The following is a 23,170-nucleotide window of genomic DNA, read 5'->3' on the forward strand; positions in this document are numbered from 1 at the left end:
TTGCATCACATGACTTCCCTATCGACACGGAAAGACAGCAAGCCTATGAGCGAGTCGGAACAGACCACGGCCCCGGCCGAGAACCGCAAGCCCAAGCGTCGTCGCCGCAAGCCGCGCCGTCGCCAGTCGAACTGGGACCTGCGCCAGTTCCAGGTCCCCCCGGTGGCCGGCAAGTGGCGCTTTCACGACTTCGACCTGCCGCTGCCGCTGATGCGCGCCATCCACGCCCTGGGCTTCGAGTACTGCACCCCGATCCAGGCGGAGGCGCTGCGCCACACCCTGCTGGGTGGTGACGTGGTGGGCAAGGCGCAGACCGGCACCGGCAAGACCGCCGCCTTCCTGATCTCGATCCTCGCCTACTTCCTCGAGGAGGAGCGCCCCAACGGCCAGAAGAACGGCGCACCGCGCTCGCTGATCGTCGCCCCCACCCGGGAGCTGGCGCTGCAGATCGAGAAGGACGCCAAGGCCCTGGCCCGCTTCACCGACCTCAAGGTGGCCAGCGTGGTCGGCGGCATGGACTACCAGAAGCAGCGCGAGGGACTCGCCGGCAAGGTCGATATCCTGGTGGCCACCCCCGGTCGCCTGCTGGACTTCCACGAGAAGCGCGACGTCGACCTGCGCGAGGTGGAGGTGCTGGTGCTCGACGAGGCGGATCGCATGCTCTCCATGGGCTTCATCCCTGACGTCAAGCGCATCATCCGCCACACCCCGAAGAAGGAGGAGCGCCAGACCTTCCTGTTCTCGGCCACCTTCACCGAGGACATCCTCAACCTGGCGAGCCAGTGGACCCATGAGCCGGCCCATGTCGAGATCGCGGTCACCGTGGACAACCAGGCGGACATCGACCAGCGCGTCTACCTGGTGAGCGATGCCGACAAGCAGCGCCTGCTCATCAACCTGCTGCAGCAGGAGAGCTTCGACCGGGTGATGGTGTTCGGCAACCGCCGCGACCTGGTACGTAAGCTCGACGAGCTGCTGCGCCAGGCCGACATCAACGTGGCCATGCTCTCCGGCGACGTGCCCCAGAACCAGCGCATCCAGACCCTGGAGAAGTTCCGCGAGGGCGAGATCCAGGTGCTGGTGGCCACCGACGTGGCCGGGCGCGGCATCCATATCGAAGACGTCAGCCACGTGGTCAACTACACCCTGCCCGAGGACCCGGAGGACTACGTCCACCGCATCGGCCGTACCGGCCGTGCCGGCGCCAAGGGGGTCTCGATCAGCTTCGTCGGCGAGGAGGACGCCTTCTCCCTGCCCGAGATCGAGCGCTTCATCGGCGACAAGCTGCCCTGCGAACACCCCCCGGAAGGACTGCTGTAACCCGCGATGCTGGATGAGGCCCTCAAGAACGAGATCCAGGGCGCCTACCGCCGCGTGCTGGAGGGCCTGGGCCTCACCCCCCGCTACGGCCAGCGCCTGATGATCGCCGAGATCGCCCGCACCCTGGCGGGCATCGAGGCAGACGAGACCGGCAAGCGCACCTCCGACGAGCATGTCTGCGTGCTCGAGGCGGGTACCGGCACCGGCAAGACCCTCGCCTACCTGCTCGCCGCCCTGCCCGTGGCACGGGCGCGCGGCAAGCGCCTGGTGCTCTCCACCGCCACGGTGGCCCTGCAGGAGCAGGTGCTGCATCAGGACCTGCCGGCGCTGCGCGCCCACAGTGGCATCGACTTCCGCTTCGCCCTGGCCAAGGGGCGCGGGCGCTACGTCTGCGTGGCGCGTCTCGACCAGGCCCTGGAGGGCGGCGAGGAGAACCCCACCCTGTCGCTCTTCGAGCAGGCGCTGGACAGCGGCGGCGACGACTTCCAGGCGCTGGTCAAGTCGATGGGCGACGCCTACGGCAGCGGCCGCTGGGAAGGCGACCGCGACAGTTGGCCGGAGGCGATCGACGACGCCCACTGGCGCCGTCTCACCGTCGACCATCGCCAGTGCACCAACCGCCGCTGCGGCCACTTCGGCGCCTGCGCCTTCTTCCGCGCCCGCCGCGACCTGGAACAGGCCGACATCATCGTCGCCAACCACGACCTGGTGCTGGCCGACCTCTCCCTGGGCGGCGGCGTGGTGCTACCCGACCCGGGTGACTGCATCCACGTCTTCGACGAGGGGCACCACCTGCCCGACAAGGCGCTCAACCACTTCGCCCACCGCTTCGGCGTCAATGCAGGCCTGCGCTGGTTGCGCAACCTGAAGAAGTCGCTCACCGAGCTCAACGCCGCCCTGGGCGGCCAGGCGACCGTGGCGCGGCTGCTGGCCAGCCTGCCCCAGGCGCTGGATGCCGCCGAGCCACGCCTCGGCGAGGCCTTCGCCCTGGGCCACCAGCTGGCCGAGCGCCCCCAGGGACTCGGCGACGAGGAGAGCTTCCACCAGCATCGCTTCGAGATGGGCCGCGCCCCCGCCGCGCTGCAGGAGCATGCCGCGGCGCTGGTGGTGGTGTTCGCCGAGCTCTCCCGCACCCTGGAGAGCATCGCCGATATCCTGCGCGAGAGCCTCGACCCCGAGAAGCACACCGGCCTGCCCCGGGAGGCCGCCGAGGCATGGCTGCCGCTGATCGCCCTGCTGCATGGCCGCGCCCTGGAGGCCCACGCCCTGTGGCAGGCCTTCGCCGAGACCGATGCCGAAGGCGAACCGCCCCGGGCCCGCTGGCTGACCCTGGAGCGGTTCGGTGGCGAACCGGAGCTGACCTTCTCGGCGAGCCCCGTCTCCGCCGCCCACACCCTGGCCAGGAACCTGTGGGGCACCACCTTCGGTGCCGTGGTCACCTCGGCGACGCTCACAGCCCTGGGCCGCTTCGAACGCCTGCAGGAGCGCGCCGGGCTCGCCAACCGCTACCGCTACCAGCGCCTTCCGAGCCCCTTCGACTACTCGCGGGCGGTGCTCAGCGTGCCACGGGAGGCCGTCGACCCCGCCGACCGCGAAGGCCACGAGCGCGCCATCGTCGACTTCGTGCAGGGGCTGGGAAAGCAGGAGGCGGTGCTTGCGCTGTTCTCGTCGCGGGCCCAGCTGCGCGCGGTGGAGAAGGCGCTGCCCCGGACACTCGCCGAGCGGGTACTGGCCCAGGACCGCTTGCCCAAACGCGAGCTAATCAGCCGACACCGCGAACGGGTGGACGCCGGCGAGGGCAGCATCATCTTCGGCCTGGCGAGCTTCGCCGAGGGCATCGACCTGCCCGGCGACTACCTGACCCACGTGGTGATCACCCGCCTGCCCTTCGCGGTGCCCGACGACCCGGTGGGAGCGACGCTCGCCGAGTGGATCGAGCGCCAGGGCGGCAACCCCTTCATGCGCATCAGCGTGCCCGACGCCTCCATCAAGCTGGTGCAGGCCTGCGGCCGGCTGATCCGCAAGGAGGCCGACCACGGCCGCATCACCCTGCTCGACCGCCGCGTGCTGACGCGCCGCTACGGCCGGGCGCTCCTCGACTCCCTGCCGCCCTTCGTGCGCGAGATCGACGGGGTACGGCAGGCGCCGTAAGGAGCAAGGCGCAAGGCGCAAGGAGCAAGGAGCAAGCCTGCAGGGTTTCGCACCGAGGCTCGCGACGAGGAGCCTTGCGGCTCAACGTACAGCGTTTATGGCGCTGGGTGCTGACCAGCCTGGGCCAGGGCCCGCTCGGCCAGCGCGTCGCGCCCCCAGGCGTGGGCCAGGCGACCGAGCCGCTGCCAGTCCTCCCCCTTCTCGCTGAGCTCCGCCACCGCCTGCCAGGCGGCCAGGGCGCGCTCGCGGTCCCTGGCCCGCTCCCAGGCCTGAGCCAGCAGGCGCCGGTTCGCCTCGTCATCGTCCAGCGCGCCCGACGCCAGGGCCGCCGCCAGCTGCTCCGCAGCGCGGGCTGGGGTGCCGCCGGCCAGGTGCAGCTCGATCCGTCGGCGAAGTGCCTCAGACCCGGTGAGCACGCCGGCGCGCCACCCCGCCTCCCAGATCGCCGCGGCCCGGCCGGGCTCGCCGGCACGCTGGGCCAGGGCGGCCGCCTCGCGCCAGTGTGCCGGGTCGCGGCTGTCGGCAAGCCCGGCCGTGAGCAGGGAGAGCGCCTCCTCCTCGCGCCCCGCACGGCGTAACACGGCGGCGGCCAGCGCCTGCTGCCGGGGGTCGGGCCGGGGCGTCGCCGCCAGCGCCTGGTCCAGCCAGGTCGCCGCGGCCTCCCAGCGCTCGAGCTCGGCCAGCGCCCGGGTCAGGCGCCAATGGTCGCCGGGCTCGCCCGGGTGACGCGACAGCCACTGCGCCAGCAACTCGCTCCCCAGTTCACGCTCCCCCGCGGCGAGGCGCAGGCGTGCCTCGTCGTGCAACCAGCGGTCATGCTGCGCCGCCTCGAGGCCGTCGAGGCGGCGCGCCTCGGCAAGCAGGTCGGCCGCCCGCGCCGGCTCACCCTGCCGCGAGGCGGCACCGGCGGCCAGCTGCAGATAGAGGGCGCGGGCCCAGCGGTCGGCCGCATTGCCGCCGGCCAGACGCCGCGCCTGCGCCAGGGCACGCTCCTCCACCGCGGCGGGCTCGCCGCCCTGAAGGCGTGCCTCCAGCCGCTGCAGGTCCTCGATGAAGGCGGCCTCGAGCGGGGGGGCGGCCTGGGCCGGCGTCACGGCCACCAGCCAGCAGAGCAGCAGGCCGACAGGAAGGTATCCGCGATGGTGCATCCATGACTCCCGGCGATTCATCTCAGCTGGAACTCCAGGCGCTGGCGCGCCCGGCGCAGCCCCTGGGCGGGCTCGAAGCGCCAGCGCGATACCGCCTGGCGCGCGGCCTTGTCGAAGACGTTGGCGGGGCGCGCCGAGGTCACGCGAATGCTGGAGCGGTCGACGCTGCCGTCGGCGCGAATCACGAACGCCAGCTCGACGTACCCCTCGAGGCCACGACGCTGGGCCCGCGACGGATACTCCGGCGGCACCCGGCGGGTGGGCGCAATCTGCCCCACGTCCACCGGCTCGCGGCTGACGGGCGCCCGGGCCACCGCCTCCTCGGGGCTCTCGGCCGCCGGGGAGGATGCCGACGCGGGGGCCGGGGAAGGTACCGGATCCGGGGCGGGCGCCGCCCGCGGTTCCCGCGGCAGCTCGCGACGGGGCTCGGGGGGTGGTGGCTCCTGCGGCGGGGGGTCGGGGCGTACCTCGGCCAGCTCGGGCAGCGAGCTGTCCAGCGCCACCGGCTCCGCCCGCTCGGCCGGTAGCTCGGCCTCCGGCAAGGCCAGGGCGGCATCCGGCAAGGGGGCAGGCTCCGGCAGCGGCGGCGGGGTGGCGGCCGGTGGCACCGCAGGGGGCGGCGGGGTGGCAGGCTCGGCCGCCTCGGGCTCCGGCGCCGCCACCGGCTGCATCATCGTCAGCGGCATCTCCAGCACCTCGATCTCCTGTTCCGGCGGTGACACCAGCAGCGCCAGCAGCCAGAAGAGCCCCAGCGCCAGGAGGGCACCGGCCAGGATGGCGACCGGGACCCGGGTCATGGCGCGCCTCGGGTCGCCGCCACCGCGACCTTCTCCACGCCGGCCTGGCGGATGCGATCCATCACCTCGATCAGGAGACCCGTGGTGGCGTCGCGATCGGCCTGGATCACCACGCCGCCCTCGCCGCTGACCAGCGCCGCGACCTCATCACCGACACGGTGGGCATCCACCGGCTCGCCATCCACCCAGACGGCGCCCTCGGGGGTGATGGCCACCATCAGCTGGGCATCCGGCTGCGGCGCGGCGGCGCTGGATTCGGGCCGCTGGATCTCGACACCGCTCTCCTTGATGAAGCTGGTGGTGACGATGAAGAAGATCAGCATGATGAAGACCACGTCGAGCATCGGGGTCAGGTTGACCTCGCCGGCGTCACCCGCCTCAGCGACGGTCATGCGGCGTCTACGCATCGTTCTCCTCCACGGCGCGGGCCAGGCGGTCATGCAGCCGCTGGTCCTCGCGCCGGATGATCTGTTCCAGGCGGGTGGTGAACAGCAGCCCCACCACGGCTACCGCCATCCCCGCCAGGGTGGGCAGGGTGGCGCGCGCCACCCCGTCGGCCATGGCCCGTGCCTGGCCGGTGTCGCTCAGCGCCAGGCTGTCGAACACCGCGATCATGCCGGTCACGGTACCCAGCAGGCCGAGCAGCGGGCAGAGCGCCACCAGCAGCTTGAGCCAGGGCAGCGGCCGGCGCAGTCGCGCGATCAGCTCGCGGGTCCAGACCTCGCGCAGGGTCAGGGCGCTCCAGCTGTGGTGATCCGGCCGCGCGGCCCAGCGCCGGATCAGTGCGCGCCGCGCTCGCCGGTAGGTGATGCGGAAGAACAGCACTCGCTCCAGGGCCAGGCTGAAGAGCAGCGTCGCCACCGCGACGATACCCAGCAGCACGACCCCGCCGGCATCGACCAGCCGTGCAAGGGGCTCAAGCCAGAGCGGCAGCATGGGTCGCCTTCCCGCGGGTACCGGGCACCGGGTGACGGCTTTCCAGGCGCTCGGCCAGGGCCGCGCTGGCCTGCCCCTCGATGACGCCGGTGAGTCGGCGGCTGCGCCCGGCCAGGGCCGTATGGGCGAACAGCAGCGGCACCGCGGTGACCAGCCCGAGCACGGTGGTCACCAGCGCCTGGCTGATGCCCCCGGCCATCAGCTGCGGGTCGCCGGTGCCGAAGACGGTGATCGCCTGGAAGGTGACGATCATGCCGGTGACGGTACCCAGCAGCCCCAGCAGCGGCGCCACCGCGGCCAGCAGCTTGACCAGCGGCTGCCCCCGCTCGAGCCGCGGCAACTCCGCCAGCACCGCCTCGTCCAAGCGTGCCTCCAGCGCCTCCGGAGAGGGATCGTCCGCAAGCGCCCGGAAGCGCAGCAGCACACGGCCCAGCGGGTTGTCTTCGCGCAGGCGATCCAGCCCCCTGAGCTGCCGGCGCACCGCGATGCTGACCTTGAGCAGGTAGCCGTACTGGGCAAGGGCCACCAACAGGCCGAAGGCCCCCAGCCCCACCACCACATAGCCCACGGCACCGCCCTGCTGGAAGCGCTCCATCAGGCTGGGGCGCTGGGCGAGTGCGGCGATCACCTGGCCCCGGGTGGGGTCCAGGGCGACGCGATCACCCTCCCCGGCCTGGAAGGCGGCCAGCCGCTCGCTCACCGCGTCCGGGGTACGCGCCACCGTGGCCAGCAGGCCCTCCTCGGCGCCGCGCTCGAGCAGCTCGCCCTGGCTGAAGGCCGCCAGGTCGCCCAGGCGCACCACCTCGCGGCTGGCGATCTCGCCGTCGCTGGCGGCCACCGGGGCCTCGAAGGCCCAGAGGCGACCGGTCTCGGCGGTCAGCGCCATCAGCGCGTCGCCCAGGGCCTCGAGGTGCTCGGGGCGCAGCACCTCGGCATCATCCAGGCGCGGCGGCAGCGCGGCGCCGCCCACCGTGACCCAGCTCTCGGCCAGGGCATCGCGCAGCTCGCCGCTGTGGCGCGCCAGGGTGTCCAGCACCGCGGAGAGGTCTTCCCCCTCTTCGGCCTGGCGGGCCGCCAACGCCGCTTCGCGCGCCTGCAGCGCCGCCTGGCGCTCCGCCTGAGCCGCGGCACGCGCCTCGGCCTGTGCGTTGGCGGCTCGGGCCTCCTCGAGGGCCGCGGCCAGGGCGTCACGATCCTCGACCAGCTCGGCCAGGCGCTGGGCATCGCGGGCCTCGGCGGCCTCGCGCTCGGCACGCAGGGTGGCCAGGGGGTCGTCCTGAGCCGCGGCAGGCAGCGCACCGGCCAGCAGCAATGCGGCCAGGGCGGCCGCGACGAGACGCCGGGCAGCCGGCATGACGGGGGAGATCATGGGGCCTCCTGCGCGGCGGCGGTGATGGGGTGGGAGACCGGCAGGGTCAGCAGCTCCGGGGCCCGCTGGTCCCGGGCGATGCGCAGGCCATGGCGAAGCTCGACCCGCCCGGCCTCGTCGAGGAGCTGCCAGCGCGCCTCGTCGGCACGCCAGACGGCGCCCTCCCGGCCGTCGGGGGTCAGGTAGTAGAGCCCCACACGCCCCAGGCGCAGGAAGTCCACCTCGCGGCGGTTGCCGCCCTCGCCTTCTGCTTGGTGCAAGGTGCCACGCCAGGCATCCAGCTCACGGCCATAGTCGAGCTCGGCGCGCCAGGCGGCGAGGATCCGGTCCAGCCGCTCGGCAGCCGAGGCATCGGGGTCGGCCAGCCCCTGCTCGAGAGTCGCGACCCGCGCCAGGCGCTCCTCGACGAGGAACGGCAGGTCGCGCTCGACCCAGGCCTGCAGGCGCGAGACCAATGCACTTTCGAGGGCCGGCAACCTCTCACGGGTATCGGCCAGAGTCTCCAGGGCCGCCTCGCGCTCATCGAGCCGCTCGGCCAAACGGTCCAGTCGCGGCGCCTGGGCCTCGCCCTGCGCCTGGAGGCGACGGGTCTGTGCCTCCAGGCGGCGCAGTTCGGCGAGCATGTCGCGAGTCGCCTCGTCGGCGGCATCGATGCGCACCTGCAGCTCGGCCTGGGCACGCTGGCCCTCACCGGCCTCCTGCAGGAGTTCCTGGCCCAGCAGTGGGGTCGTCGCCAGCAGCAGGCCGGCACATCCCCAGCGCAGCGCGGGTAGCATCCTCTTCACGTCGAGCTCCCTGGATCCGTATCGAAAGGCGGCAAGATCATCTCAAAAATGATAACAATTATCAATCATATGAAGGTCACTGAGTGCCCCCATCCCTACCGAGCCCGGCAGGGATGGGGGAGTGTCGCCCTAGCACCACTAGAAGCGCCAGGTGAGGTTGGCCATCACGGAGCGCGGCGCGCCATGGAAGGCCTGGTCCCACTTGAGGCTCGCCAGGTACGTCTCGTCGGTGACGTTGTTGACGTTCAGCGAGCCGGTCAGGTTATCGCTGAAGTCGTAGCTCGCCATCAGGTCGACCAGGGCATAGGCCGCCTGGCGGGTCTTGCCATCGGCGAGGTCACGGTCGCGCTCGATATCATCCTGCCAGCGAACTCGCGCCCCCACCTTGAGGGCGTCCAGGGCGGCCGGCCGGTAGCTGGTGGTGGCGCGCACCAGGTGGCGAGGGATATAGGTGTTGGTGGCCTCGCCCTCGGCGTCTTCCACCTCCAGGTAGGTATAGCCGACGCTGGCCTGCCAGCCCGGGGCCAGTTCCCCGGCGAGCGTGGCCTCCACGCCCTCGCTGGTGATGCCGTCGCCGCCCGTATAGAAGGCGATGCCATCCGGCCGGGTACCTGCCGGTTGGGCAACATTATCCTGCTCGGTGCGGAACAGCGCCAGCGAGGCATCGGCGCCGCCGTCGAACAGCTCGGCCTTGAGGCCGACCTCCTGGCTGATGCCGTCGACGGGGTCGAGGTAGTCGCCGTTGCGGTCGATGGCGGTCTGGGGCTGGAAGATCTCGGTGACGCTGGCGTAGAGGGACGCCCGGTCGGTGACATCATAGATCAGCCCGCCATAGGGGGTCAGCACCCGGTCATGGTCGCTCGCCTGGGAGACCCCGTACTGCTCGCCGGTGGTGTCGGCCCAGCTCAGCCGGGCGCCGGCCACGGCGGTCCAGCGCTCGGCGAGGTCCAGCTTGGCAGCGCCGTAAAGGCTGCGCTCCTTGACCGTGGCATCCCCGTCGGTACCAGGCAAGGCCACCCAGGCGTCGGGTTCGGGATAGTATCCATTCCAGTCGTCCAAGGGTGGCAACCCCTGCCCTCCCGCATCGAAGTCCGCCGTGGGGTAGCGGGAGAGCTGCTGGTTGCGGCTCTGGCTCCAGTCCGTGCCCACCACCAGCTGGTGGCTACGGCCAAAGGCCTCTAGGTCGCCCTTGGCATGCAGGTCGGCCACCCACTGCTCCAGGTGGCGATCGTATCGGCTGAGGGTCAACTGCTCATCGGCAATGCGCCCTGTCGTGGCATCCGGCGTGCCGTAGAGATAGAACAGCTGGGTGTCGGAGAACATATCCAGATGGGTAAGCGTGCCCTTCAGCGACCAGCTCTCGCCGAGGGCCTGTTGCACCTCGAGGAAGCTGCGCCTTGTCTCCACGTTCCAGTAGGACCAGTCGGGTGCCGAGGAGGTCTCGACGTCGTAGTCGGTAGGGTTGCCGGCCGAGTCATAGAGCGGCAGAGAGCCCCACATGTTGCCGTCGGTATTGTTCTGCTGCCAGGTGTGGCCGAGGGTCACCAGGGTGCTGTCGGTGACATCGGCCTCCAGCACGCCGTAGAGCAACCCGCGCTCGCGACTCAGCCGGTCCAGGTAGGAGTCGCCCTCTCGCCCCGCCGCCACCAGGCGCCCTCGGACGCGCCCCGCATCATCCAGCGGCCCGGCGACATCCACCTCCAGGCGCCGCTGGTCCCAGGAGCCGACACTTGCCGAGACCGAGGCCTGGGACACATAGGTGGGGCGCTTGCGCACGAAGTTGACCGTCGCCGCGGGATTGCCCGAGCCCGACATCAGGCCGGTGGCGCCACGTACCACCTCTACCCGGTCGTAGATCGCGGTATCCATGTCGCCATGCACGTTGTTGTAGGGCATCGGCACGCGCACCCCGTCGACCTGGAAGTTGGAGATCTCGAAGCCCCGCGCGGTGTAGTAGGTGCGGTCCGTCTCGAGGCGCTCCACGGTGACCCCGGGCGTGCTCTCCAGGACATCATTGGTGGTGTCGAGGTTGAAGTCGTCGATCTGGGCGCGAGTCACGGTGGAGACGGACTGGGGGGTCTCGCGGGGTGTCAGGTCGAGCCGGGTCGCGGTGCTGGTGAGCGGCACCCGGTAACGCTCCGTGCCCTCGGTGACGACCGACAGGGCCTCGGCCTCGACGGTCAGGGGCTCCAGGTCGGTGGCGCCATCCCCGGCGTCGGTACCCTGCTGGGCCATCAGCGCCGGGGAGAACGCAACCAGGGCACCGGCCGTGGCCAGGCCAAGCGTATGGCGCACGGCGCGACTCAGGGGGGGAACGAAGGGCAGGACGTAGCGTGGTGACATGAGGAGCAAGCCTTGTCTTTCTGTGTTAGTGTTAATGATATTACTTCTTGTTTAGATTCAATATACACAATGACACTGCTCCCTGGCAACGACAACCCAACGCCGCTCGAGAGACTGTATCGGGGTCCGATGGCCCATCTGGCAGCTCCCCGAATCACTTCCGGACTGCACTCTTCGGGCATGCCGGCCCGGCAGTTGCTGGACCCGGTCACCCTGGAGGCGCTGCTAGCCCGCTTCGGCGCTCGCTACGGCACGGGCGATCGCCGCGCGGTGGCCTCGCTGTGGTCCAAGTGGCACCTCAGCGCCGTAACGGCCCATGGCCTGGCGGCCAACCTGCTGCTGGGGCGCGACCTGCCACTGGGGCTGGATGACCTGCATCTCGAGATATCTGCCGAGGGACGGACCAGCGGACTGGTGCTACGCCATGCCGGCCGCCCCCTGACCGAGCTCGCCCACGATTCCCGCTTCGCCACCCTGCTCGACGGCCACCTGACGCCGCTGATCGAGGCCCTGGCCAGGGCCACCGGAGCCGCGCCCAGGGTGTTCTGGAGCAACGCGGGTAACTATTTCGAGCACTTCGCCCAGGCCCTGGCCGAGCACCCCCTGGCCACGCCGGAAGTGACGGCCCCGGCCCGGCAGCTGCTGGAAAGCCGGACCCTCCCCGACGGTCGTCGCAATCCCCTCTACCGCCCGGTCCGCTATGTCGAGGCGAACGAAACCGGCTCGCCACGCCGGGTGCGACGACTCTGCTGCCTTCGCTACCTGATCGACGAGCTTGGCGTCTGCGGCAACTGCCCGCTGGCCTGCGCTCGCGCCAGCCGGAGCGCCGGTAGCGCCGCCCGATCGACGTGAGGTGCAGGTGAACCCGGATCTTTCGCTGGCAAACACCGGAAGCCCGTCATTATTGATATTTGTTATCGTTTGCATTAGCCTTTGCACCGCCATGCCCGCCCCGCGGCGGTGTCTCGTCAGGAGCTATCGATGTTGGAAACGCGCGCCGCCTCCTTCGCGGTCAACGGCCGATGCCTGCTGCATCCCCTCGACCTCACCTTCGAGGAGGGCCGGGTCCATGGCCTGATCGGCCACAACGGCTCGGGCAAGTCGACCCTGCTGAAGCTGCTGGCTCGCCAGCAGCCGGCCAGCCAGGGGCAGCTGCACCTGGACGGCACGCCGCTCGCGGCCTGGGGGCATCGCGCCTTCGCCCGCCAGGTGGCCTACCTGCCCCAGCAGCTGCCGGCCGCCGAGGCCCTCACCGGCCGCGAGCTGGTGGGCTTCGGCCGCTATCCCTGGCATGGCCTGCTGGGCCGCCACGGCCGCGCGGACGAGGCGGCGATCGACCGCGCCCTGGTACTGACCCATACCGAGGCCTTCGCCGAGCGACAGGTGGATACCCTCTCCGGCGGTGAGCGCCAGCGGGTCTGGCTGGCCATGCTGCTGGCCCAGCAGAGCCGCTTCCTGCTGCTCGACGAACCCCTGGCGGCCCTGGACATCGCCCATCAGGTCGAGGTCCTGACCCTGATCCGTCGGCTCTGCCGCGAGCTAGGCCTCGGCGTGATCATCGTGCTCCACGACATCAACATGGCCGCCCGCTACTGCGACCGCCTGGTGGCGCTGCACGGCGGCCGCCTGCTGGCCCAGGGCACGCCGGAGGCGATGATGAACGGCGCCACCCTCGAAGCCATCTACGGCATCCCCATGCACGTCATGTCCCATCCCGCCGGCGAGTACCCTGTCGCCATCGCCCACTAGTCGCACAGTCCATTGAACGTGGAATCGCCCTTGGAGTCGCTCCTGCTTAACCCTCGACGCGCCCGGCCCTGGTTGGCCGGCCTGTTCGCCATGCTGGCCACCATCACTACCCAGGCCGCCGCACCTCGCCTGGCCACCCTCGACTGGACCCTGGCCGAGACCCTGGTGGCGCTGGAGGCGCCGCCCCTCGCCGTGGCCCAGGTCGAGGCCTACCATGCCTGGGTGGACAAGCCCGCCCTGCCCGCCACGACGATCGACCTGGGGCTGCGCAGCCAGCCCAACCTCGAGCTGCTGGCAAGCCTGGCCCCCGAACGCATCCTGATCTCGCCGATGTTCGCCAACCTTGTCCCGCGCCTCGAGCGCATCGCCCCGGTGGAGAGCCTGGCTCTCTACCGTCCCGGACGCGACACCTGGATGGAAATGCGCGAGCTGACGCAGTCACTGGGCGACCTCGTGGGCCGCCCCGAGGCGGCGGAGCGACTGATCGACAAGACCGAGGCCCGTCTCGAAACACTGCGGGGACGCCTGGATGGCGCGGCGCCCGCCCTGGTGATGGTGCAATTTATGGATAGCCGCCATGTACGGGTCTTCGGCGACAATGGCCTCTTCCAGGCGGTGCTCGACCGTCTGGGGCTGGACAACGCCTGGAGCGGCCCCACAAATGCCTGGGGCTTCTCGCTGGTGGGCATCGAGGCGCTGGTCGGCCTCGAGGCACGCCTGGTGGTGGTGGAGCCCTACCCTGCCGGGGTGCGTGACGCCCTGACCGAGGGCAGCCTATGGGGTCACCTGGTAGAGGCGAGCGAGGGGGCGCCGATCGTCCTGCCGCCGGTGTGGAGCTTCGGCGCCCTGCCCTCGGCGGCACGCTTCGCCGAGCTGCTGGTGGGTGCCCTGGAGGCGGACGATGCCGTCTGACGCCCTAGCCTACCGCCTGCGGCCACGCCTGACGCCTGTGCGCGCCTGCCTCACCCTGGGGCTGGCCGTGCTGGCCCTGGCGCTGGTCGAGCTGGATATCAGGACAGGCATCGGCGACGGCCTCGCCGCCCTGATGGCTCCGGGTTACGCGGCGGAGACCCTGGTGGTGCACTTCGCCTGGTGGCCGCGCCTGGCCATGGCCCTGCTCGCCGGCGGCGGCCTGGCGCTCGCGGGTGTGCTGATGCAACAGGTGCTGCGCAATCCCCTGGCCGCCCCCACCACCCTGGGCGTGGCTAGCGGCGCCAACCTGGCCTTGATGGCCGCCACCCTGCTCACCCCCGGCCTGCTTGGCCTGGGCCGGGAATGGGTAGCACTGGCCGGCGGGGGTGGCGCCATGGCGTTGGTCTTCGCCCTGGCCTGGCGGCGCGGCCTGGCACCGGTGGTGGTGGTGCTCGGCGGCCTGGTGATCAACCTCTACTTCGGCGCCCTCTCCATGGTGCTGCTGCTGTTCCACCAAGAGGAGCTCAAGGGGCTGTTGATCTGGGGCGCCGGCTCGCTTGCCCAGAACGGCTGGCAGGACGCCGCCTTCCTGGCCCCGCGCCTCGCCCTAGGGGCACTCGCCGCCCTCTGGCTGCGTCGCCCCCTGGCGGTGCTGGAGCTGGACGAGGCCGGCGCCAGGAGCCTCGGCGTCTCCCTCAGGCACCTGCGCCTGGCCGGCCTTGGCCTGGCGGTATTCCTCACCGGCTGCGTGGTCAGCGTGGTCGGCATCATCGGCTTCATCGGCCTGGCGGCCCCCAACATCGTGCGCCTGGCCGGCTCCCGCCGCCTGGGGGCGCGGCTGCTGTGGTCGACGCTGCTCGGCGCGCTGCTGCTGGCCACCACCGACCTGTTGCTGCAGCGCTTCTCCGGGGCGCTGCCCACCCTGATTCCCACCGGGGCGACCACCGCCGCCCTGGGTGCCCCCCTGCTGCTGTGGCTGCTCCCACGGCTGCGTCTCTCCGGCGAGGCCCTGCCCCGGGAGGCCCGCGCCATCGCCCGCCGGCATCCGGCGCCCGGGCACCTGGCCGCCTGGTTGGCACTGGGCCTGGTCGGGCTTGGCGTGGTGGCGCTGCTGGCCGGCCAGACGGCAACTGGCTGGCACTGGGCCACTCCGGACGACGGGACGCTGCTGCAGTGGCGACTCCCCCGGCTGCTGGCCGCGGCCGGCTGCGGGGTGATGCTGGCCATCGCCGGCACCCTGATCCAGCGGCTCACCGGCAACCCCATGGCCAGCCCCGAGTTGCTCGGCATCAGCGGTGGCAGTGCCATCGCCCTGATGGGCGCCCTCTTCCTGCTGCCCGCCCCCGACAACCTGACCCTGGTGGGCGCCGGGACCCTGGGGGCACTGGCCAGCCTGGCGGTGCTGGTGGGACTCAACCGCGGTAGCGGCTTGCAACCCGAGCGCCTGCTGCTGACCGGGGTGGCCATCACCGCCCTGTTCGACGCGGTGCGGGCCGTGGTCCTGGCCGGCGGCGATCCCCGGGGGCAGCAGGTCATCGCCTGGCTCTCCGGCTCGACCTACTACGTCGACCTGACCAGCGCCCTCACCGTCGGCGGGGCGACCCTGCTGCTGGCCCTGGCTGCCGCCCCGCTCTCTCGCTGGCTGGATATCCTGCCGCTGGGCGGTGCCAGTGCCACCGCCCTGGGGCTGCCGCTGGCCCGTGCGCGTCTGCTCCTGCTGCTGCTGGTGGCCCTGCTCACCGCCGGCGCCACCCTGGTGGTCGGGCCGCTCTCCTTCGTCGGCCTGCTGGCCCCTCACCTGGCCCGGCTGCTGGGCTTCTCCCGGGCCGGCTTCCACCTGCTCGGCGCGGCGCTATGCGGTGCACTGCTGATGGTGCTGGCCGACTGGCTGGGCCGCCAGTGGCTGTTCCCCGAGGAGATCCCCGCCGGCCTGGTCGCCTCCCTGCTGGGTGGCGCCTACTTCCTGTGGGGACTGCGACGGCTCTAGCCACGCCTCGATGGCACCCGGCGGCCAGCGGCGTCTAGAAGGCCCAATCCTCATCCTCGGTGGCCACGGTGCGCCCGATCACGTAGGAGGAGCCGGAGCCGGAGAAGAAGTCGTGATTCTCGTCGGCGCCCGGCGAGAGCGCGGCGAGGATGGTGGGGTCCACGTCACACAGCTCGGCGGGGAAGAGCCCCTCGAAGCCCAGGTTCATCAGTGCCTTGTTGGCGTTGTAGTGGAGGAACGCCTTGACGTCCTCGGCCAGCCCCACCTCGTCGTAGAGCGACTCGGTGTAGGCCACCTCGTTGTCGTAGAGCGCCAGCAGCAGGTCGTAGGCGTAGGCCTTGACCGCCTCCCGGCGCTCTGGGCTCGCCTCGGCCAGGGCCTGCTGGAACTTGTAGCCGATGTAGTAGCCGTGCACCGCCTCGTCACGGATGATCAGGCGGATCAGGTCGGCGGTGTTGGTCAGCTTGGCGTGGCTCGACCAGTACATCGGCAGGTAGAAGCCCGAATAGAACAGGAAGGACTCCAGGAAGACGCTGGCCACCTTGCGCATCAGCGGGTCGTCGGCGCGGTAGCGCTCGAGTATCAGCTCGGCCTTGGTCTGCAGCGCGGGGTTCTCCTCGCTCCAGCGAAAGGCGTCGTCCACTTCGCGAGTGGTGCATAGCGTCGAGAAGATCGAGCTGTAGGAGCGTGCATGCACCGCCTCCATGAAGGCGATGTTGGCGTAGACCGCCTCCTCGTGGGGGGTCATCGCGTCCGGCATCAGCGTAGGGGCACCGACGCTGCTCTGGATGGTGTCAAGCAGGGTCAGCCCGGTGAACACCCGGATGGTGAGCCGCCGTTCGGGCTCGCTCAGGGTGTTCCATGAGGGGATGTCGTTGGAGAGCGGCACCTTCTCCGGCAACCAGAAGTTGCTGGTCAGGCGGTTCCACACCTCCAGGTCCTTGTCGTCCTCGAGCCGGTTCCAGTTGATGGCGTGGACGCGGGTCAGTCGCGATGTTGCCGTCGTCATGTCGTACTCCTTCCTTAGAGAGTGCATGAAACGCAGCCCTCGACCTCGGTGCCCTCCAGGGCGCTCTGGCGCAGGCGTACGTAGTAGAGGGTCTTGATGCCCTTGCGCCAGGCATAGATCTGGGCGCGGTTGATGTCCCGAGTGGTGGCGGTGTCGGGGAAGAACAGCGTCAGCGACAGCCCCTGGTCGACATGCTCCGAGGCCGCGGCGTAGGTGTCGATGATCGCCTCGGGCCCGATCTCGTAGGCGTCGCAGTAGAACGCCAGGTTGCCGTCGTCCAGATAGGGGGCCGGGTAGTAGACCCGTCCCAGCTTGCCCTCCTTGCGGATCTCGATGGGAGAAGCCACCGGATGGATGCTGGAGGTGGCATGGTTGATGTAGGAGATCGAGCCGGTGGGGGGCACCGCCTGCAGGTAACGGTTGTAGAGCCCGTGCGCCATCACCGCCGCCTTGAGGGCCGCCCAGTCCTCGCGGGTGGGCAGCACGATGCCGCGACGCTCGAACAGCGCCCGGGCGCGCTCGGTGCGCGGGTGCCAGTCGCGTTCGGTGTACTTGTCGAAGAAGGTGCCGCTGGCGTAGGCGGATGTCGCGAAGCCGGCGAAGGCCTCGCCACGCTCTCGGGCCAGGCGGTTGGAGGCGGCGATGGCGTGGTAGGCAACGGCGGCGAAGTAGGCGGAGGTGAAGTCCAGTGCCTCCTCGGAGCCGTAATGGATGTGCTCCCGGGCCAGGAAGCCGTGCAGGTTCATCTGCCCCAGGCCGATGGCGCGGGCGCGGGCGTTGCCGTTAGCCACCGAGGGCACCGCGGCGATCTCGGTCATCTCCGCCACCGCGGTCAGGCCGCGCACGGCGACCGCCACGCTGGCGCCGAGGTCACCCGCGTCCATCACCCTGGCGATGTTGAGCGAGCCCAGGTTGCAAGAGATGTCCTCCCCCAGGCGGCGGTAGCTGAGGTCCTCGTCGAACTCGCTGGGGGCGTTGACCTGCAGGATCTCCGAGCAGAGGTTGCTCATGTTGACCCGCCCCGCGATGGGGTTGGCGCGGTTGACGTTGTCCTCGAACATCACATAGGGATAGCCCGACTCGAACTGCACCTCGGCCAGAGTCTGGAAGAAGGCCCGGGCGTCGATGCTGGTCTTGCGGATCCGGGGGTCCTCCACCATCTCGTGGTACTTCTCGCTGACGCTGATGTCGCCGAAGGGGACGCCGTAGACCCGCTCCACGTCGTAGGGCGAGAAGAGGTGCATGGGCGCGTTGCGTCGGGCGAGCTCGAAGGTGATGTCGGGGATAGTGACCCCCAGCGAGAGGGTCTTGATGCGCACCTTCTCGTCGGCGTTCTCGCGCTTGGTGTCGAGGAAGCGCAGGATGTCGGGATGGTGGGCGTTGAGGTAGACCGCCCCTGCCCCCTGGCGGGCCCCCAGCTGGTTGGCATAGGAGAAGGCATCCTCGAGCAGCTTCATGATCGGGATGACACCCGACGACTGGTTCTCGATCTGCTTGATGGGTGCCCCCGCCTCACGGATGTTGCTGAGCAGCAGCGCCACCCCGCCGCCGCGCTTGGAGAGCTGCAGCGCCGAGTTGATACCCCGCCCGATGGACTCCATGTTGTCCTCCAGGCGCAGCAGGAAGCAGGAGACCAGCTCGCCGCGCTGGCGCTTGCCGGCATTGAGGAAGGTGGGGGTGGCCGGCTGGAAGCAGCCGCCGATGATCTCGCCCACCAGCGAGCGGGCCAGGGCCTCGTCGCCGCGGGCCAGGGTCAGCGCCACCATGCACACCCGGTCCTCGAAACGCTCCAGGTAACGGCGCCCGTCGAAGGTCTTCAGGGTATAGCTGGTGATGAACTTGAAGGCGCCGAGGAAGCTCGGGAAACGAAACTTCCAGGCGTAGGCCTGCTTGAACAGCGCCTTGATGAAGCCAGCGTCGTACTGCGCCAGCACGGCCGGCTCGTAATACTCCTGCGCCACCAGATAATCGAGCTTCTCCTCCAGCGAAGGGAAGGACATCGTGTTCGGGTTGACGTGCTGCAGGAAGTACTGGCGCACCGCCTCGCGGTCGTGCCCCAGTTGCAGTCGCCCGTCGGCGTCGTAGAGGTTGAGCATGGCGTTGAGCGCATGGTAGTCCAGCTCGCGCGCGGCCTCCCCCTGACGGGGCGGCGGGGTCAGGATGGTCGTGTCCAAAACTCTCTCACTCCCTTGCGAACCCGGGTCACGTCCTCGTCCGTGCCCAGCAATTCGAATCGATACAGCAGCGGAACGCCGCACTTCTCGGCGATGATGCGTCCGGCCAGCCCGTAGGCGGCACCGAAGTTGGTGTTGCCGGCGGCGATCACCCCCACCAGCAGCGCCCGGTTGCCGGCGTCGTTGAGGAAGCGGATCACCGGCGCGGGCACCGCCCCCCTCGCCTCGCCACCGCCGTAGGTGGGCGTCACCAGCACGAAGGGGCCTGTGGCCTCCAGGGCCGGCGCCTCCCGCTCTAGCGGGAGGCGCCGGGCCGGCAAGTCCAGCTTCTGGATAAAGCGATGGGTGTTGCCGGAGCGGGTCGAGAAGTAGATCAGCTCCGGTGGCGACGTCGAGACGGCCGCCACGGTCAGGCCCGGGCCAGGTGGCCGAGGCGGTCCGGGCGGAAGCCGGACCAGTGCTCGCTGCCGGCCACCACCACCGGCAGCTGGCGATGGCCCAGGGCCATCACCCGCTCGCGGGCCTGGGGATCACGCTCCAGGTCGATCAGGCGGTAGGCGATGCCCTGGCGCTCCAGGGTGCGACAGGTGGCCGTGCACTGGGGGCAGGCGGGGCGGGTATAGACCTCGATTTCCATGGTGACACTCCCTGTTGGCAGGAAAACTATATATGGCATCTACAGAGGCAAGGATACACCATATATAGAATTCGTCACCCTTGAAATACCATATGTTGTGGTGCAGGAAGACATAAAGCACAAGCGGACAGAGGCAAGGGGCAAGGGGCAAGGAGCAAGGAGCAAGGAGCAAGGAGCAAGGGACAAGGGACAAGGGGCAAGGGGCAAGGGGCAAGGGGCAAGGGGCAAGGGGCAAGGGGCAAGGGGCAAGGGGCAAGGGGCAAGCAGGGCAGGATGCCGCCACGAGGCGTCCTGCGGCATCGAGATCATGTCAGGGCGCAGATGACGGATGCCTGAAATCGGGTAGGGGCCGGGGTTGCCCCCGGCGCCCTCCCACACCACCGTACGTACCGTTCGGTATACGGCGGTTCATGCAGAACGGCTGAGCCACCTTACCGTATCGAGTACCGAGATCAGGCCCAGACGGTCGAACCACTTCCGAGGCAGAGCCTGATTCATGTGCGAGGCGCCGGCGTTCCACCAAGGGCCTCGCCCGTTTCCCGCTGACTTCCACGCCCGGTGGTGATCCAGGCCCAGCGCCGTAAGCTTCCGGCGCCGGGTCCATGGGCGCTTCCATTGCCGCCAGATCACGCAACGAAGTCGGCGACGTATCCAACCATCCAGCGCCTCCAGCGGGCGCTTTACGTCGACGAGGGAGAAGTAGTTGGCCCAGCCCCGCAGGACCGGAATCAACTCTTCAATAACGCGCCGTATGTTGCGCCCCCTGCCGCGCTTGAGGATCTCGCGGACACGCTGCATCAGGCGCTGCAGGCTGGCCTTGGCCAGCGTCAGCTTCGGCAACCTGTGCCGAGTCAGCGTGTAGCCCAGATACCCCCGGTTCCACGGCCGGTCCACCGCACTCTTGTCGCGATTGACCGTCAGCCTAAGCGAGCTCTCGAGAAAATCACTCAGGCTGGCCATGACGCGCTCACCTGCTCGCCGACTCCTGACATACACCTGCATGTCGTCGGCATAGCGGCAGAAGCGGTGACCGCGGCGTTCCAGTTCCTTGTCCGCATCATCCAGCAGGATATTCGCCAGCAGCGGGCTCAGTGGCCCACCCTGGGGCGTTCCCTGCCGGCGTGGCGCGGCCAGGCCGTCCTGGAACATCCCGGCTTCCAGGTAGCGACGGATCAGGCGCAGCACCCGCTTGTCGCGGACGCGGCGCGCGACCCGCGCCATCAGCAGGTCGTGGTTTACTCTGTCGAAGAAGGCTTTCAGGTCGAGGTCGACCACCCAGCGGTGGCCGGCGGTGACATGGGTCTTCATCGCCGAGACGGCCTGCTGGGCGCTGCGTCTGGGGCGATAGCCGTAACTCGATGCGGAGAAACCCGGATCGAAGATTGGCGTCAGCACCTGCAGCAGCGCCTGCTGGATCAACCGGTCGGTGACCGTGGGAATGCCGAGCTGCCGCGTCCCGCCCTTGGGCTTGGGGATCTCGACGGCCCGGACCGGGCTGGGGTGGTACTCACCGACCAGCAGCCGCTTGCGCAGCGTCGGCCAGTGTTGCTTCAGGTGGTCGGCCAACTGGTGCACCGTCATGCCATCGGCACCCGGCGCGCCTTTGTTGGCGACCACCTTGCGGTAAGCCCGCGCCATGTTGGCCTTCTCTACCACAGCCTCCATCAGCGGGGCGGGCTCCGCTTTCGTCCACGATGACGACGCCGGGACCGTCTCGACGCCCACCGGCCAGGGCTCGGGGTTCCGCCCCTGCCCCTCTGGGTGGGTGGCGGTATCAGCGCCACTTCCTGTCTTCACGATCGATCCTCGAGACGTCATCGCCTACTCGCGGTTCTTCATGTTCGGCCCTTGGTGCCGCGGTGAACCGGCACTTACTATGGCCTCGGCTGACGTCTGGTGGCCCATCCCGTCGCCTCTCGACGCCGGTAGCACCGTGGCAGACCACCAGACCTCCCAGGGTAAGACGCGCGACCTTCCTCCCATCTACCCGCCGCATTTACCTCCACATCTTCCGGATAGCTATTGGGCTTCGAGTGTCATTGCCCTCTCGCCCAGATGTGGCTGCCTCATATGCGGTTCCTGTTCGTCGGGCCGGGAGTTTGCCTACAGCTTCCTTCAGATTCCGCCTCACGGCGGACACCCTTGCTGTTCGGCTAGCGGTTCCCGCTATCAGGGTCCGCAGGGGACTTTCACCCCCGAGTCATCCCGAGGCGCCACCCTCGGGAACAGCACCTATCGGTGCTACGCGCCATGCCTGGCGCACAACGACAGCGCCGCGGCCCAGGGGCCGCGGCGCTGCGTGGTGAGACCGGAAGTCGTCGGTCGATCAGGCGGTGGCCGCCTGGTAGCGACGCTCGACCTCGTCCCAGTTGATCACGTTGAAGAACTCGGCGATGTAGTCCGGGCGCTTGTTCTGGAACTTGAGATAGTAGGCGTGCTCCCACACGTCCAGACCCAGTACCGGGGTGTTGCCGTTGGAGATCGGGCTATCCTGGTTCAGGCTGTTCTCCACCACCAGGGTCTTCTGCGGGGTGACGCAGAGCCAGGCCCAGCCGCTGCCGAAGCGACCCAGGGCAGCCTTGGTAAAGGCGTCCTTGAAGGCCTCGAAGCCACCCAGCTCGCTGTCGATGGCCTCGGCCACCTTGCCCTTGGGCTGGCCGCCGCCATTGGGCGACATCATCTGCCAGAACATGGTGTGGTTGGAGTGGCCGCCACCATTGTTGATCACCGCCTGACGCTTCTCCGCCGGCACCTTGTCCAGATCGGCCAGCAGCTCATCGACCGGCACGTCTTCCAGGCCGGTGCCCTCGAGGGCAGCGTTCAGGTTGTTGACGTAGGTCTGGTGGTGACGCGAGTGGTGGATCTCCATGGTCAGCGCATCGATATGCGGCTCGAGTGCGTCATAGGCATACGGGAGGTCAGGGAGGGTATGTGCCATGTTGATCATCTCCTTGTGGTGGCTTTGCATGAAATGCAATTCGTGTCCTGCACTGACGCGAGATGCGGCCAGGGCGCGAGGTTTTCAACCGCCTCGGCCAAGATTTTTCCTGCCACGCGCTCTCGCGAGGGTGAGGCCACCCTACTCCAGGCGATCGGAATCCGTCTAGCTCGGGCCAGGCAACAGCAGAGCAATCGCATATGGCAACATCGCTCAAGGCTTTTCTGGCGACAGGCCTGCGAGGGGGCGCTGTAAACCCTTCCCTGGGCGCTACCGATGCCATCCCTGGCATAGGACCCCCTCTTCGACCTGCCCCCGGCGCCTTTCGCTATCGATGCTGAGCTAACGACGATAGCCCTGCAAACAGCAGAAGGCCGGCCCCAGAGGGAGCCGGCCTTCGTTACTACGCCTGGGAAAGGTCGCCCTTACAGCTTCTGCTCGAGCTCCGGCAGCGCCTCGAAGAGATCCGCCACCAGGCCATAGTCGGCCACCTGGAAGATCGGCGCCTCCTCGTCCTTGTTGATGGCGACGATCACCTTGGAGTCCTTCATGCCCGCCAGGTGCTGGATGGCGCCCGAGATGCCCACGGCGATATAGAGCTCGGGGGCGACGATCTTGCCGGTCTGACCCACCTGCATGTCGTTGGGCACGAAGCCGGCGTCCACCGCGGCGCGGGAGGCGCCGATGGCGGCGCCCAGCTTGTCGGCGATGCCCTCGAGGAGCTTGAAGTTGTCGCCGCTGCCCATGCCACGGCCGCCGGAGACCACCACCTTGGCCGCGCCCAGCTCGGGACGGTCGGACTCGGCCAGCGCCTCCTTGACGAAGGTGGACTGGGCGTTGTCGGCGACGACGTCGACGGCCTCGATGGCGGCGGAACCACTCTCACCCACCGCATCGAAGGCGGTGGCGCGCACG

General features: G+C 69.5%; 20 protein-coding genes. 6 read left to right on the forward strand and 14 right to left on the reverse strand.

All coding sequences use genetic code 11. The features are described 5' to 3' along the window. Positions 1–45 precede the first annotated feature (45 nt). Together rhlB and dinG are read left to right on the forward strand one after the other, a co-directional pair. The gene (gene rhlB / locus BLP95_RS13140; protein WP_245678755.1) at positions 46–1,320 is read left to right on the forward strand and encodes an ATP-dependent RNA helicase RhlB; all 1,275 of its coding nucleotides are present in this window, start codon (positions 46–48) and stop codon (positions 1,318–1,320) included. Positions 1,321–1,326: 6 nt separating this feature from the next. Further along, positions 1,327–3,471 carry an ATP-dependent DNA helicase DinG gene (gene dinG / locus BLP95_RS13145; RefSeq protein ID WP_089680105.1) on the forward strand — a complete coding sequence of 715 codons (2,145 nt, stop codon included), beginning with the start codon at positions 1,327–1,329 and terminating at the stop codon, positions 3,469–3,471. Positions 3,472–3,566: 95 nt separating this feature from the next. On the opposite strand, the gene BLP95_RS13150 is transcribed toward dinG, so the two are convergent. From BLP95_RS13150 to BLP95_RS13180, 7 genes are all read right to left on the reverse strand, one after another. Then, positions 3,567–4,619: a tetratricopeptide repeat protein gene (locus BLP95_RS13150; protein WP_089680107.1), complete on the reverse strand. Its 1,053-nt coding sequence runs from the start codon at positions 4,617–4,619 to the stop codon at positions 3,567–3,569. 17 nt (positions 4,620–4,636) lie between these two features. Further along, the gene (locus BLP95_RS13155; protein WP_089680109.1) at positions 4,637–5,416 is read right to left on the reverse strand and encodes an energy transducer TonB; all 780 of its coding nucleotides are present in this window, start codon (positions 5,414–5,416) and stop codon (positions 4,637–4,639) included. Further along, entirely contained in the window at positions 5,413–5,823 is a 411-nt protein-coding gene (locus BLP95_RS13160) for an ExbD/TolR family protein (RefSeq protein WP_089680111.1), read from the reverse strand. Before BLP95_RS13160 ends, BLP95_RS13155 begins: the two co-directional genes overlap by 4 nt. After that, on the reverse strand, positions 5,816–6,352 hold the full coding sequence (locus BLP95_RS13165) for a MotA/TolQ/ExbB proton channel family protein (protein WP_089680113.1): 537 nt from the start codon (positions 6,350–6,352) through the stop codon (positions 5,816–5,818). Before BLP95_RS13165 ends, BLP95_RS13160 begins: the two co-directional genes overlap by 8 nt. Then, on the reverse strand, positions 6,333–7,721 hold the full coding sequence (locus tag BLP95_RS13170) for a MotA/TolQ/ExbB proton channel family protein (protein WP_245678756.1): 1,389 nt from the start codon (positions 7,719–7,721) through the stop codon (positions 6,333–6,335). Before BLP95_RS13170 ends, BLP95_RS13165 begins: the two co-directional genes overlap by 20 nt. After that, the gene (locus BLP95_RS13175) at positions 7,718–8,497 is read right to left on the reverse strand and encodes a DUF3450 domain-containing protein (RefSeq protein WP_089680116.1); all 780 of its coding nucleotides are present in this window, start codon (positions 8,495–8,497) and stop codon (positions 7,718–7,720) included. The genes BLP95_RS13170 and BLP95_RS13175 overlap by 4 nt, the downstream gene beginning before the upstream one ends. A gap of 147 nt (positions 8,498–8,644) precedes the next feature. Further along, a complete protein-coding gene (locus BLP95_RS13180; protein ID WP_143004427.1) occupies positions 8,645–10,849 on the reverse strand; it encodes a TonB-dependent siderophore receptor in 2,205 nt (734 codons plus the stop codon). Positions 10,850–11,029: 180 nt separating this feature from the next. On the opposite strand from BLP95_RS13180, the gene fhuF reads away from it, so the two are divergent. The 4 genes from fhuF to fhuB all read left to right on the forward strand — a co-directional run bounded on the left by fhuF (position 11,030) and on the right by fhuB (position 15,497). Continuing rightward, on the forward strand, positions 11,030–11,701 hold the full coding sequence (gene fhuF / locus BLP95_RS13185) for a siderophore-iron reductase FhuF (protein WP_245678757.1): 672 nt from the start codon (positions 11,030–11,032) through the stop codon (positions 11,699–11,701). 129 nt (positions 11,702–11,830) lie between these two features. Further along, positions 11,831–12,598 carry an ATP-binding cassette domain-containing protein gene (locus BLP95_RS13190; RefSeq protein ID WP_089680122.1) on the forward strand — a complete coding sequence of 256 codons (768 nt, stop codon included), beginning with the start codon at positions 11,831–11,833 and terminating at the stop codon, positions 12,596–12,598. A 90-nt stretch (positions 12,599–12,688) separates the two neighbouring features. Further along, positions 12,689–13,510 carry an ABC transporter substrate-binding protein gene (locus tag BLP95_RS13195; RefSeq protein WP_089680148.1) on the forward strand — a complete coding sequence of 274 codons (822 nt, stop codon included), beginning with the start codon at positions 12,689–12,691 and terminating at the stop codon, positions 13,508–13,510. Beyond that, positions 13,500–15,497, forward strand: coding sequence for a Fe(3+)-hydroxamate ABC transporter permease FhuB (fhuB, locus tag BLP95_RS13200; protein ID WP_089680124.1), 1,998 nt, complete (start codon positions 13,500–13,502; stop codon positions 15,495–15,497). Before BLP95_RS13195 ends, fhuB begins: the two co-directional genes overlap by 11 nt. A 34-nt stretch (positions 15,498–15,531) precedes the next feature. On the opposite strand, the gene nrdF is transcribed toward fhuB, so the two are convergent. The 7 genes from nrdF to BLP95_RS13235 all read right to left on the reverse strand — a co-directional run. Continuing rightward, a complete protein-coding gene (gene nrdF, locus BLP95_RS13205; RefSeq protein ID WP_089680126.1) occupies positions 15,532–16,506 on the reverse strand; it encodes a class 1b ribonucleoside-diphosphate reductase subunit beta in 975 nt (324 codons plus the stop codon). 14 nt (positions 16,507–16,520) lie between these two features. Continuing rightward, entirely contained in the window at positions 16,521–18,680 is a 2,160-nt protein-coding gene (gene nrdE / locus BLP95_RS13210) for a class 1b ribonucleoside-diphosphate reductase subunit alpha (RefSeq protein WP_089680128.1), read from the reverse strand. Beyond that, entirely contained in the window at positions 18,662–19,087 is a 426-nt protein-coding gene (gene nrdI, locus BLP95_RS13215; RefSeq protein ID WP_245678758.1) for a class Ib ribonucleoside-diphosphate reductase assembly flavoprotein NrdI, read from the reverse strand. Before nrdI ends, nrdE begins: the two co-directional genes overlap by 19 nt. A gap of 2 nt (positions 19,088–19,089) precedes the next feature. Then, positions 19,090–19,317, reverse strand: coding sequence for a glutaredoxin-like protein NrdH (gene nrdH / locus BLP95_RS13220; RefSeq protein WP_089680130.1), 228 nt, complete (start codon positions 19,315–19,317; stop codon positions 19,090–19,092). A 408-nt stretch (positions 19,318–19,725) separates the two neighbouring features. Further along, positions 19,726–21,114: a group II intron reverse transcriptase/maturase gene (ltrA, locus tag BLP95_RS13225; RefSeq protein WP_245678759.1), complete on the reverse strand. Its 1,389-nt coding sequence runs from the start codon at positions 21,112–21,114 to the stop codon at positions 19,726–19,728. A 529-nt stretch (positions 21,115–21,643) separates the two neighbouring features. Then, positions 21,644–22,255 carry a superoxide dismutase gene (locus BLP95_RS13230; protein WP_089680152.1) on the reverse strand — a complete coding sequence of 204 codons (612 nt, stop codon included), beginning with the start codon at positions 22,253–22,255 and terminating at the stop codon, positions 21,644–21,646. Positions 22,256–22,680: 425 nt separating this feature from the next. After that, positions 22,681–23,170: electron transfer flavoprotein subunit alpha/FixB family protein (locus tag BLP95_RS13235; protein WP_218118542.1), on the reverse strand; the 490-nt coding region annotated here is incomplete at its 5' end.

This window comes from Halomonas shengliensis (genome assembly GCF_900104135.1).
GTDB lineage: Bacteria > Pseudomonadota > Gammaproteobacteria > Pseudomonadales > Halomonadaceae > Halomonas > Halomonas shengliensis.

Excerpts from the sequence above, each read along its gene's own strand:
- rhlB (WP_245678755.1), top strand. The coding sequence starts at position 46 with ATGAGCGAGTCGGAACAGACCACGGCCCCGGCCGAGAACCGCAAGCCC.
- dinG (WP_089680105.1), top strand. The coding sequence starts at position 1,327 with ATGCTGGATGAGGCCCTCAAGAACGAGATCCAGGGCGCCTACCGCCGC.
- BLP95_RS13150 (WP_089680107.1), bottom strand. The coding sequence starts at position 4,619 with ATGCACCATCGCGGATACCTTCCTGTCGGCCTGCTGCTCTGCTGGCTG.
- BLP95_RS13155 (WP_089680109.1), bottom strand. The coding sequence starts at position 5,416 with ATGACCCGGGTCCCGGTCGCCATCCTGGCCGGTGCCCTCCTGGCGCTG.
- BLP95_RS13160 (WP_089680111.1), bottom strand. The coding sequence starts at position 5,823 with ATGCGTAGACGCCGCATGACCGTCGCTGAGGCGGGTGACGCCGGCGAG.
- BLP95_RS13165 (WP_089680113.1), bottom strand. The coding sequence starts at position 6,352 with ATGCTGCCGCTCTGGCTTGAGCCCCTTGCACGGCTGGTCGATGCCGGC.
- BLP95_RS13170 (WP_245678756.1), bottom strand. The coding sequence starts at position 7,721 with ATGATCTCCCCCGTCATGCCGGCTGCCCGGCGTCTCGTCGCGGCCGCC.
- BLP95_RS13175 (WP_089680116.1), bottom strand. The coding sequence starts at position 8,497 with ATGCTACCCGCGCTGCGCTGGGGATGTGCCGGCCTGCTGCTGGCGACG.
- BLP95_RS13180 (WP_143004427.1), bottom strand. The coding sequence starts at position 10,849 with ATGTCACCACGCTACGTCCTGCCCTTCGTTCCCCCCCTGAGTCGCGCC.
- fhuF (WP_245678757.1), top strand. The coding sequence starts at position 11,030 with ATGCCGGCCCGGCAGTTGCTGGACCCGGTCACCCTGGAGGCGCTGCTA.
- BLP95_RS13190 (WP_089680122.1), top strand. The coding sequence starts at position 11,831 with ATGTTGGAAACGCGCGCCGCCTCCTTCGCGGTCAACGGCCGATGCCTG.
- BLP95_RS13195 (WP_089680148.1), top strand. The coding sequence starts at position 12,689 with ATGCTGGCCACCATCACTACCCAGGCCGCCGCACCTCGCCTGGCCACC.
- fhuB (WP_089680124.1), top strand. The coding sequence starts at position 13,500 with ATGCCGTCTGACGCCCTAGCCTACCGCCTGCGGCCACGCCTGACGCCT.
- nrdF (WP_089680126.1), bottom strand. The coding sequence starts at position 16,506 with ATGACGACGGCAACATCGCGACTGACCCGCGTCCACGCCATCAACTGG.
- nrdH (WP_089680130.1), bottom strand. The coding sequence starts at position 19,317 with ATGGAAATCGAGGTCTATACCCGCCCCGCCTGCCCCCAGTGCACGGCC.
- BLP95_RS13230 (WP_089680152.1), bottom strand. The coding sequence starts at position 22,255 with ATGGCACATACCCTCCCTGACCTCCCGTATGCCTATGACGCACTCGAG.